Origin of the sequence: Polyangium jinanense, from assembly GCF_028435265.1 — a bacterium.
Lineage (GTDB): Bacteria > Myxococcota_A > Polyangia > Polyangiales > Polyangiaceae > Polyangium > Polyangium jinanense.
In genome coordinates, this window is sequence record NZ_JAGTJK010000019.1 from 83,439 (window position 1) to 94,347 (window position 10,909).

The 10,909-nt window shown below is 71.0% G+C and carries 8 protein-coding genes; 3 read left to right on the plus strand and 5 right to left on the minus strand.

Annotated elements, in window-relative coordinates; translation table 11 throughout:
- Positions 1–16 precede the first annotated feature (16 nt).
- Complete coding sequence (locus tag KEG38_RS29160) at positions 17–1,465, minus strand: DUF8728 domain-containing protein (protein WP_272423142.1); 1,449 nt, start codon at positions 1,463–1,465, stop codon at positions 17–19.
- 101 nt (positions 1,466–1,566) lie between these two features.
- Between KEG38_RS29160 and KEG38_RS29165 the strand changes: the two genes are divergently transcribed.
- Positions 1,567–3,924 carry a PQQ-binding-like beta-propeller repeat protein gene (locus KEG38_RS29165; RefSeq protein ID WP_272423144.1) on the plus strand — a complete coding sequence of 786 codons (2,358 nt, stop codon included), beginning with the start codon at positions 1,567–1,569 and terminating at the stop codon, positions 3,922–3,924.
- A gap of 720 nt (positions 3,925–4,644) precedes the next feature.
- On the opposite strand, the gene KEG38_RS29170 is transcribed toward KEG38_RS29165, so the two are convergent.
- Together KEG38_RS29170 and KEG38_RS29175 are read right to left on the minus strand one after the other, a co-directional pair.
- Entirely contained in the window at positions 4,645–5,112 is a 468-nt protein-coding gene (locus KEG38_RS29170; protein ID WP_272423145.1) for a septal ring lytic transglycosylase RlpA family protein, read from the minus strand.
- Between the two features lie 72 nt (positions 5,113–5,184).
- Entirely contained in the window at positions 5,185–5,703 is a 519-nt protein-coding gene (locus KEG38_RS29175) for a hypothetical protein (RefSeq protein ID WP_272423147.1), read from the minus strand.
- Between the two features lie 183 nt (positions 5,704–5,886).
- Between KEG38_RS29175 and KEG38_RS29180 the strand changes: the two genes are divergently transcribed.
- A complete protein-coding gene (locus tag KEG38_RS29180) occupies positions 5,887–6,705 on the plus strand; it encodes a hypothetical protein (protein ID WP_272423148.1) in 819 nt (272 codons plus the stop codon).
- Between the two features lie 28 nt (positions 6,706–6,733).
- On the plus strand, positions 6,734–9,214 hold the full coding sequence (locus tag KEG38_RS29185) for a hypothetical protein (RefSeq protein WP_272423150.1): 2,481 nt from the start codon (positions 6,734–6,736) through the stop codon (positions 9,212–9,214).
- A 131-nt stretch (positions 9,215–9,345) separates the two neighbouring features.
- Here the strand turns inward: KEG38_RS29185 and KEG38_RS29190 are convergent, their stop codons facing one another.
- Complete coding sequence (locus KEG38_RS29190; RefSeq protein ID WP_272423152.1) at positions 9,346–10,128, minus strand: sigma factor-like helix-turn-helix DNA-binding protein; 783 nt, start codon at positions 10,126–10,128, stop codon at positions 9,346–9,348.
- 209 nt (positions 10,129–10,337) lie between these two features.
- Positions 10,338–10,862 carry a MerR family transcriptional regulator gene (locus KEG38_RS29195; protein ID WP_272423153.1) on the minus strand — a complete coding sequence of 175 codons (525 nt, stop codon included), beginning with the start codon at positions 10,860–10,862 and terminating at the stop codon, positions 10,338–10,340.
- Positions 10,863–10,909: the final 47 nt, after the last annotated feature.

Genomic DNA, 10,909 nt, shown 5'->3' on the forward strand with positions numbered 1-10,909 from the left:
CGGCCGTGGCCTCGGATCAAGGGGCTTCGCCCCTGACGTCCCTCGCCGCGTCGGCCCGAAGGCGCAGCACCACGTACGGCAAGCCGGGCACGCGGCTCTCCGCGGTCACCACGAAGTTCGCGGCCATTTCCGGGAAACTCGCGATCCGCGCCTCGACGCCGCGATCGAAGATCGAAGCCGTCCACGGCGTCTCGACCCGCGCGCCCGGCGCGAGCAGGAGGACGAGCGTATCCACGCCACGCGCGTCGAGCATCGCCGGCGCGATGCGCTTCGTCGTGTGCCCGCCGGGCAAGGCTGCGATCGCCGGATCCGTGAGCCCCGCGAGATCCACGATGCTCGCCTCGGTCGCCGCGCCGACCCAGCCGGCGTCGAGCGAAGCCACGACACGAGCGCCTTCGAGCGCGGGACCGAGCTCACGCACGAGCGCGGTCCGAGCCGCCCCGACACGCGCGGCCACGGGGCCGATCTTGATCATGACGAAGAGCTCGCCCGCGAGCGCGAGCGCGACGCGCGCCGCCGTCACGCGCGCGTCCGCGACGGAGGCAAGATGCGCAGCGGCGAGGATCACCGCGGGGAGCACGGGGACGACGAGGCGCGAGAGTGGCATCCAGTCGCCGCCCGCGACGGCGACCGCGGCGAAGTGCACGGCGACGGCGAGCACGAGCCCGCGCACGAATGCCGTCGATCGCAGGAGCGCGCGCGGCGCGACGAGCGCGAGCGGGCCCGTGAGCAAGAAGCACGCGAGGGCGTACTTCGCGCCGAGCGAGGGATCCGAGGGCTTGGCGAGCACGGCGAGCGGCGTGGGACAACCAAACACGGCGAGGCGGATCGCAACGACGAGAAAAAAAGGAGCCGCTGCGAGAGCCCCACGAACCACCTCGGCGCGTCCGAGGCGCATCGGCTCCCCCGGCGGCGGGGTCATCGCGACGACGAGCACGAACGGCAAGAGCTCCGGCCGAAGCGCGGCTGCGAGCCCGAGCGGAAACACGCCCGCCCCGGGGCGCCCGAGCGCGACGAGGCACACCGCGATCGACACGAGCGCCGTCGCGAGGCCCGTTTCGAGCCCTGCGACGCTCCAGGCCGCGAGCGGCGCCGACGCGGGCAACATCACGAGCGCGGACCAGCGCGCGCGAGACGAAGAGGCACGATCGATCGTGACCGCGAGCAGCGCCGCCGCCGCTGTCCATGCGAGCAGCCCAAGAAACTTCGCGGCTGCGAGCGCGTCGAGGGGTCCACGCGCGGCGAACGGCGCGAGCAAGTAAGGAAACCCGAGCGGCGTCACGGCGTCGGTGATCGGCCCGTGCATGTTCCAGCGGTAGCCGAGGCCACGTGCGATGTGCGTCGCGTAGCGCGCGGGGATGAGCGCGTCGTCGACCGTGAAGCCGTACAGGACGAGCGCCGGCAGGAGCGCGAGCACCGCGCCGAGCGCGGCGAATCCAAGGGCGCGCGGCCAAAAAACCGGCACGGACGGGCTCCTAGCGACACTCCATCGGTTTGTCCACTCCGCGACGATCGATGCACAAAACTTAGGAAGCGACAGAAGCCTCTCTAGCATTCGGCCCACGGATGACCGGCCTCACTCTCGTTGCCCGACGCCCCGAGATCCAGCCTGCCTCGACCACCTCGGTCGACAGCCCGGCGCTGCGCGCGCTCTTCGACCTCGTGCTCGATCGCGCCCCTGACGCCACCGTCCTTCCCGAGCGAGACGCGACCTCGCTCGTGATCGACCTCGCTTATTCCGTCGCGGACCTCTGCGCTTCGCGCAGGCGCCGCGCCGCCCTCCGCGTGAGCCTCTGCGGCGAGCCCTGGGAGCTCGGCCTCGAACGCGCCGGACGAGACGTGCTCGTCTCCCTCGCGCAGACGAGCTCGAAGCCCGAGGTGGCGATCCACGAGCGACGTGTCGACGGCGACGCGCTCTCCACGCGGATCCTCGGCGCGCTCGACGCGCTCGCGGGCCGCTCGGAGCAGAGCGCCATCGCCTCGCTCGCCGCCCTCGACGGCGAAGGGCCGCGGTCGCAGCTCTACGGCGAAGCCGCGCGTATCGCCGCGGCCCGCGAGCACCTCGCCGCGAGCGCGCCCTTCGGTTCGGGGGAAGACCTCCCCGAGCCCGCCGTCGTCGCGGTCGAGCCGACGGGTGACGTGCCGATCACCATCGCGGCCGACATCCTCATGCGCACGCCCGTGCCTTCGGCCACGGCGGAGACGGCCGTGCAACGCGCCGATCTCTTCGCGCTCCTCTTCCGCGGCAAGCTGCGCGTCATCGTCGCCGAGCATGCGCGCGAGCTGCCCGACGTGTTCGTGTTCCTCTTCGCGGAGCAGCTCGTCGAGATCACGCTCGAGGCGCTCTCGGCGTGGGCGCTCGGCCGGCCCTACTACCGGCGCCTCACCATCGGCGGCGCCATCTGCGCCGTGCGTATCCAGGGCGAGGGCCACGCCTCGCTCACGATCGGCATGCCGCGCCGCGGCGCCGACGAGCGTGGACACGTGTGGACGTTCCCCGCCGTCGACGTGGGCGCGCTCGTGCAGAGCGTCGTCGCCTTCGGCCGCGCCCTCGCGCGGAGCGTCGTGCGCCGCGACCGCGCGCAGGCGCAGAACCTCCGCCTCTCCGCGTTCCGCACGAAGGTGCGCGAGCTCGGCGAGCGCATGCGCGACCTCACGCGCGACGACTCCAAGATCAACGACGCGCCCGAGGGCTACCGCGCCTTCGCCGCGTCCCTCCGCCAGCCGCCGGCTCCGCCCGAGGACGAGACCCTCGCCTCGAGCCGCCTGCGTTACACCCCGCGCTGGTTCGCCGCGATCCCCTCGATCGACCTGCGCGCCACCTTCCTCTGCGGCGACGCGCTCGTCGTCGGCGCCACGCGCGAGCTTTCCTGCATCGATCGTCGCACCGGCGAGCTCGCGTGGACGCGGCCCGTGCCTCGCGCCGCGAGCGTGATGACGCCCCTCGGCCTCGCGCGCATGGAGGCGGAAGGCGCGCTCCACCTGCACGACCTGCAGACGGGCGACGTCCTCTGGACCACGAACCTCACGCCGCGCACCGGCGCGAGCGCGTCGGGCGTCGTCGTGAGCACGCAGGGCCTCCCGCGCATGCTCGTCGTCAACGAAGGCGCGCGCCACCTCGCCGCGATCGATCTGCACGGCGGCGAGGTGCGGTGGCGCTACGCGTCGCGGAGGAGCGGCATGTTCCGGGTGCGTCGCGCGGGCAAGTTGCTCGTCGTGGCCTCGGGCGAGTCCGCGCTCGTCGCGCTCGACGTGCTCACGGGTGAGGTCGTCTGGCGGTTCTGCGATCGCCGCCGCTTCGCCTCGCACGTCACCGTCGATCACGACGCGCTCTTCGCGGTGAGCGGCGACGGCGCGTTCGTCGATCGCGGCAGCGCGCGCCTGCACCACATCGATCCCTGGTCCGGCGCCGCGCGCTGGAGCATCGATCTTCCCGCCGAGACGCGCCCACTCGGCGCGCCCCTGCTCGCGCCGGACACGGTCGTCATCCAGACGCACGGCCGCCGCGGCACGGGTCTCGTCGGCTTCGATCGCGCCACAGGCGCCCCGCGCTTCGACATCGTCGCCTGCGCCTCAGCGGCCTCGTGCCTCGTCGTCGACGGCACCGTCATCCTCAACAGCGAGGGCGGCGAGCTCGTGGCCATCGACGCGAAGGACGGCGCGACGCGTTACCGTCACGTCTTCGGCGGCGCCGAGGGCGACAGGCCGCGAAGGCTCGAGCCGATGCTCCGCTCGGGCGCGCTCTTCGTCCCGCAGAGCGAGCTCTTCGTCGTGCGTCCTCGCGATGGAAAACTCCTCGGCCGCGTCCCGGCCGATCTCGTGCCCGATCTCTTCCGCGTGGACGAGCGTTGCGACGTCTACGTCGTCGAAGAGAGCGGCCACATCGCCGCGTTCTCCACCGGCCCGCGGCTCCGGCTCGTGTGAGAGGGGCTCTCGGGGCGGCGTAGCGCTGGGGCGTTGCCCCAGGCCCCACCAGGGGCTGTCCGCCCCTGGACCCGGACCAGCCAGGGGCTGGACCCGGGGTCGATGAACTGCGCAACGCGCAGTTCATCGAACAGGCCGTGGCAAGACCAAGGGCGATTCTGCCGACCAAGACCAAAGTCGCAGCGCTGACAGGCGACATCGGCCCTCGTCCTCGTCTGTTCTGCTCCGCGACATGCCACGTCACCGTCGCCGGACCTCGGTCGCGAAGCCGAACAAGGCTCGTCGGCGCGACAGGGCAAGTATCTCGCCGCCGGACAAGTGGCGAGGCGTGTTCCCCGGGGAAGGTCGAGCCCGAAGACACGGGTCGGAGGCGGCCGACGAGCCTTGTCGAGCAGCCGAACACGGACCGTCGGCCGTTGATGTGCCTTGTCGCAGGGGACGATCAGCCAGCGCCGAGGCCAACGTCAGGAGGGCGGGCAACGTCCCTCCGGCGGTCGCCGGCCGGAGGCATCCGTTGCGCCGCCGAACACGCGCCGTCGACGGCAGAGGGCACGTGTTCGGCAGGATGACGGGCCTCTTGACGGCGACCGTTCGATGAACTGCGCATCGCGCAGTTCATCGACCCCGAGTCCAGCGCTTGCGCTGGTCCGGGTCCAGGGGTGGACAACCCCTGGTCGGGTCCGGGGTGAAACCCCGGCGCAACGGCAGGCGATGCCTGTATCAGCGACGCTTCTTCTTCTTCGCCGCTGTCTTCGGCGGCGGCATCGACACCACGCGCAGCACCACGTCGGCGACGCCCATCCGCACGATCCCTAGCGCCTCGGCCGCGCGCCGCGACAGATCGATGATCCGCCCTCGCACGTGAGGACCCCGATCGTTGATCCGCACCTCGACCGAACGTCCCTCGCGCTCGACCCGCACGATCGCGCCGAACGGCAGCGTCTTGTGCGCGGCCGTGAGCTCGGTCGGCTCGTATGGCTCGCCGCTCGCGGTTGGCCGCCCCTTCAACTTGTCCGCGTAATAACTCGCCTTGCCGCGCTCTTCACGCCCCGCCCCGGCTCCGCCCGCGGACGCCGCATCCGGCGTCACCGCGCCTCGCCCCGCCGTTTCCGCGCCGCCGCCGCAACCCGTGGACAGGCCGAGGAGCGCTGCGAGCGCGAGCCCAGGAAAGAGACGTCGAACCAGCATGATCGGGAGGCGCGCCCGAGGCGCGGCCGTATCTCCCGTCTATCCCGACATGCTGGGGGCGAAAAGCAAATCCTACGTCGGAGCCGTCGCCGGAGGATGCTCGCGCTCTGCCGGTGCTGCCTCCGCGTCTTCCGTGGCCGCCCGGGCCATGACGCTCGGCGCCGGGAGCTGCTTTGCGCCGGCCTTCGATCGCACGAACCGAGCGAGTTCGACGAAGGGCACGCGTGTCGGGCAGATCTCTTCCTTCTGCGCGAGCACCTCCATCGGCACGTGCGCGAGCGAGCGTGCCGCGGCGTCGTAGTCCGGCATGCTGCGCGACGACGAGAGCACGATCGTCATGAGCCCGGGGTACTCCCCGTTCGAGGCCGCGATGCGATCCGCCTCGCCCACGTCGCAACGCCCGCACGCGATACACCGCGAAAAACTCGCGACGCGCTCGCGCTCCGACGGGTCGAGCGCCGGCAGGCCGTCGGCGTCGTAGTTCTCGTGGAACAGCGGGAGGCCCGTCTTCCGCCCGAACAGCCTCCCGACGAGGACCTTGAACAGCGACCAGGCAAGCACCACGAGAGCGAGCGCGCGACCGGAGAGCACGTTCTCCCTATAGCAACGTGCGCGCCTCGGGGCAGGCATGGTTTCGCGGGCGACACGAACGAGCTGCCCGGGCCTTTGGATCCAAGCATCGCCCGAGACGTGGTAAGACCCGGGCAGGAGATGCGCTTGTTTCGCGACCGCTTCGCCCCGTGCGCCCCGACCCGCGTTGCCGCGCGGACTTCCTTGTTTGCGCTCCTCGTCGCCCTGGCCACCTCGGCCTGCAGCGGCACGGGTGACGGCGGCACGGGAGATCCGCCCAGCAAGCCCGCCGCCGATCCTTGTGGCGGAGGCGACCGACTGTCCGACGTCGTCTCGGAGCCGACCTGGGTCGATCCCGACCAGGCGATGAGCAATTTGTGCAGCTACCCGCCCGATCGGCCGGTCAACCTCTCGGGCCTGCGCATCGTGGCCATCGATCGCTTCGACGAGACCGGGAACGGCGCGTCGGGCAACTACTACGTGCAAGACGGCTGCGCTGATCCGATCGGCCCCTACTCCGGCATGACGGTGTACGCGCCCTCGTTCAGCCCGCCGGATCTACGCCTCGCCGAGGGCGACGTCGTCGACGTGCTCGGCAACCTCATGGAGTTCCCCGGTCCCACGAGCGGCCCGTTCCCGCAGTGCCGCACCTTGCCGGAGATCGGCGGCACCATGACGTTCCGCTTCGAGCTCGGCCCGGACCTTCCCGCGAGGACGATCCCGACCACCGACCTCAAGACGTACGAAGGCGCGCGCCAGTGGCTCGGCATGCTCGTGCGCATCGAAAATGTCGAGATCGCCGACAAGGCGTACGAGAGCAGCGGCCGTTACTCCGCGCCGATCGACGTCGGCGGCGGCATCAGCCAGATCGACGTGCCGAGCATCTCGAACGAGCTCTTCGACCTGAAGAACAAGGGCCCGCTCCTCGCCGAGGGCGTGAAGTTCAAGGCCGTCACCGGCGTCGTCACCTACTTCTACGGCTTCAAGATCGCGCCTCGCTCCGCGGCCGACTTCGAGCTCTGATCCCCCGAGCTCGCGCCTCGCACCGGCCATGAAGACGACGCCCGAGACCCCGCCCGACACCCACCCGCGGCGGCCTCCGTCGCGAACGTTCGTGCGCTTCGCCGCGCTCGCCGCGCCCCTCGTGCTCACCTCTTGCAGCGGCGCGAATGCAACGTCCACGCGGGGTGGTCCTTCGGTGCTCACCGCGCCCGGGGGCGCGCCGATCGCGGGGATCGAGGTCCATGCCCTCGACGAACGCCCGCGCCTCACGCTCGTGAACCGCGACGGTGATCCCGCGCCCGCCATCGCCGTCGCGTTCGCCACGGATCCGGGCCCGGCCACGGCCGCTGTGCTCTCGGCGCTCGTCGAGGCGCGCCTCACGACCGCGGGGTTCGAGACGCGCGTGCGCGCCGATCGCACCGGCTTCCGCGTCGAGTGGCTCGTCGACAACACCACGCGCATCACGCCCTTCTTCGGTGCGCTCGTCCGCGCGATGCGCGATCCCGTCGTCGCGAACGGGCCCGAGACGCCGCTCGTCACGCGCCGCCTTTTGGCCTTGCGCAAGACGCCGCTCGACGCGCCTGAGCTCGCGGCCGCCTCCGCGTGCACGGGGCGCCTCGGCCTCTCGCCGAGCGAGCCCGTGCCCGATCCCGCTGCGCCCACGTTCGCCGGCGAGCTCGAAGGACAACGCCGCGAAGGTCTGCACGCAGGACGCGCCTCCATCGCCGCCGTCGGCCCCGCGTCGTTCGGCGCGCTCGTCGCGAAGGCGCTCGAAGCGAGCGAAGGCTGGCCCATCGGCGAGCCCGCCGCCGATCCCTTCCCGACCGCCGACACCGTTGCGAGTTACGTCGCGCCGCCGCAGAGCGCGCCGCGCGGTCAGGTCACGCTCGCCGTTCGGCTCGGCGATGCCCTCGGCGCGGTCGCGACCGCTGAGCGCCTCGCGGCTCCGGGCTCACCGCTCCATGCGCGGCTCGGCAGCTTGCCGGAAGCGTTCCACGCCGTGGAGGTCGTCGGCGTCGCGCGCGCCCGCGGCGGCTGCGTGAGCGTCACCATCGAGCCCGACGTGCGCATCGATCCCGCTGCGCTCGAGCGCGCAGCTGCCCGCGCGGCTGCCATCACGCGTCACGAAATCCGCCTCGAAAGCGCGGCCCCTGCGAACGCCTCTGTCGCGATGCGCCAGATCCTCTCCGCGGCCGACCCGCGCGACGCCGCATCCCGCGCTGCCTGGTGGGATCTCACGACGCCCGTTCCTTCTGCGCCTCCGCGTCTCGCCGTCGCGCTCGCCTTGCCGCCACGCGCAACGACCGCGCCTGGATCGTCCGGACGCACCTTCGCCGCCGAGCTCGACAGCGCGTGGGCGAAGGCGAACGAGCCTGTCGTCGAGCGTCGCGCCGCTGTCGAGCGTGGCCAGGGTGAGCTCTGGGCCCTCGTCGCGAGCCCTTGTGGCGTCGTCGACGAAGGCGCGACCGACGCGGGCTTGACGGCGCTCGCGATGCTCGCGGCCGCGGCCTCGCGTGATCCGAACGCGGGTGTCGCCCTCGAACCTTGGGTCGGACCGGATGGCGTCGGCCTCGTCGCGCATGCCGCGCCGCGTGACGAACACGAAACGCCCGTCGAACTCGCGCGGCGTGTCGGCGATGCGGCTGCGCGTGCCTTGTCGCCGACTGCGCTCACGTCGCTCGCGCTCACCGAAGCGCGCACCTCGGCGCTCGCGCACATCGAGCGCACGACCGGCCGCGGCGGCGTCGCCTTCGAAACGCTCGCGTCCGCGCTCGTGCCCGAACATCCCTCGTGGCTCGATCCGCTCGGCGTCTACACGCGTGTCTCTGGTGCGGGCCTCGAAGGCACGCGCCTCCGGCTGCGCACGCTCCTCGAAGGACCGCTCCGCCTCGCGGTGCTCGCGAATGCGGACGCCGCGCAAGCTGCGGAGGTCGCGCAGGCCGTGGATCGATGGCTCGTCCCGCGACCGCCTGCGCGCGCTTGTCCGACCTCGACACGCGGCGCGCCTCGCACGGGCCCGCTCACGGCGCGCCTCGCGCGTGATGCAGGCCTCGCGCAGGCGCTCGTCGCGGCGCCCATGCCGGCCGTCTCTGCGTCTGGCCACGACCTCGCGCTCTTCGTCGCGCTCGCGCTCGGCGGCGACGGTGGCCTCCTCGAGGCTGCGCTCCCGCCTTCGAACGGCGTCCGCGCGACGGCGCGCATCGTCGGCACGAATCAAGCTGCTGCGCTCGTCATCGACGTCCGCGCGCCTTCGGATTTGCTTGCGTCTGCGGTGAACGACGTCCGCGCGCTCCTTGGCCGGCTCTCGCGCTCGGGCCTTGGCGCGCCGGAGTTCAGCCGCGCTGCGGCGCTCGCGTCGCGACGTGACACCGAATCACGCGCCGACCCGCGCCGCCGCCTCATCCAGCTCTGGTCTGGCCGCAGCCAAACGCCCCGCGAAACGCCCACGGCCCAAGCGATCGCCGCCTTCCTTGCGACGTCCCTCGCCGAAAACGCGCTCCTCGTGGTCGAGACGCACCCGGATCCCTGATCCCATGCATCGACCGCATCGCGGTCGATGCACCTGAGGTCCAGGGCTTGCCCTGGTTCGGGTCCAGGGGCGAACAGCCCCTGGTCGGGACCGGGGTGAAACCCCGGCGCTACGCCGCTGCGGGGCTCCCCTCAGAACAGATCGTCCGACTCTTCGAGAAGCTGCGGCTCCTTCGAATCCGAATCCGAATCTGCCTTGGCCTCGGCGGCGTCGTCATCATCGAAATCGTCGTCGTCCTCGTCCTCGTCGCGCTCTTCCTCGTCGATGTCCTCGTCGTCGCTCTGCGCGAGCACGGGCAGACGACGCTTGCCGACGGGACCCTCGTCCACGTAGTCGCGCAGCCCCATCATGTCGCGCAGCGCTTGCAGCTTTGCGAGTGCCTTCACCTCGACCTGACGGATGCGCTCGCGCGTCAGGTTCATGATGGCGCCCACGTCTTCGAGCGTCGTGCCACCACGATCGGCCACGTCGAGCGCGCAGCTCTCGCTCATCTCCCAGGCTTCGAGATCCGGGAAGTTCAGCTTGATTGCGCCCGTCCTTGCCGACACGTCGAGGAACAGGTGGTGCTTGCACGACACGTACGGGCACGGCCGCGGACCGTCGGCGCACTCGGCGCGCGTGCGCGGCTTCCAGTAGTCCACCTCGGGATAGAGCATCCGCCCGATCTCGAGCTCGCGCTTGGTCATGCGCTTGACGCTGATCGTCCGGGCGCGGACCTCACGCTTGCGACGCGAGCGCCTCTGCTCGCGCGTGATCGCGGTTGCGGATGTTGCGGGGGCTGCCTTTCGGGCGAGCGCGCCCTCGACGAGGTTCTCGTCGCCGGTCTCCCTCGTCTGCGCGTCGTTCATGCCGCTGTCCATATCGTCCTCGAGCTCTCCGAAACCGCCGAGCTCGCCATCACCCATCGTTGCCATGCGCTGCCTCCCGCTGGTCCTTCCGTACTGCGCGCGCACGTCCCCCTGCCCGTTCGGAGACCGGTCCGGACGAGTGCAGGGGTCCTGCTCCCTGTCGATTACGTTTTCGTCTTCATCGATGGAGGACGGTCCAGCCGTCCTTCATCGACTTGAAATCAGCCCCGAGGCGTCAACCGCGACGCCGCGGAAAAATCTTTTTTTTCGGTCCTTCAGGAGCCTGTTGCCGCTGCTCTTCGCGAGAGCCGGGCCTGGGCCATCAATCGCTCTTCGATCGCCGAGAGCTTGGCCACGAGGTCCTTGGCGAGCCTCTCCGCCATGGAGAGCTCCTGATGGATGGCTCGATCGCTCGTGTCGCTTCGCCGATCCTTGGCTGCGTCACGAAGCGCATCGAACACTTTACCGATTGTCCGCTCGAGCTCCTCGATGTCACCCCTCACGAAGAGGAACTCCCGCTGGATCTCCTCGATCGTGTAGTCCTGCGCCATCATTTCCTTGATGCGCTGGATCTGCCTGACCACCGTCGCCGGGTAGAGCCCTTGCGAGCCCTGGTGCTTTCCCTTTTTGCCGACCCGGACGCTCCGGGGCAGGAGGCCGAGCTGTACGTATTTTCGAAGCGTGGCCTCACTGAATTTGATCCCGTGGGCGGCGAAGATGTCGAGGATCTCGGCCGACGTGATGCCTTGTTCGTGTTCGCGTTCGAGACGATCGAGCGCGTCGTCCGAGATCCGCTGCAAGGTTCCGCCTCCGCCCCGTTCGGGGCAGCTCCCTTAACGACGCTCGT

Excerpts from the sequence above, each read along its gene's own strand:
- KEG38_RS29185 (WP_272423150.1), top strand. The coding sequence starts at position 6,734 with ATGAAGACGACGCCCGAGACCCCGCCCGACACCCACCCGCGGCGGCCT.
- KEG38_RS29190 (WP_272423152.1), bottom strand. The coding sequence starts at position 10,128 with ATGGCAACGATGGGTGATGGCGAGCTCGGCGGTTTCGGAGAGCTCGAG.
- KEG38_RS29165 (WP_272423144.1), top strand. The coding sequence starts at position 1,567 with ATGACCGGCCTCACTCTCGTTGCCCGACGCCCCGAGATCCAGCCTGCC.
- KEG38_RS29170 (WP_272423145.1), bottom strand. The coding sequence starts at position 5,112 with ATGCTGGTTCGACGTCTCTTTCCTGGGCTCGCGCTCGCAGCGCTCCTC.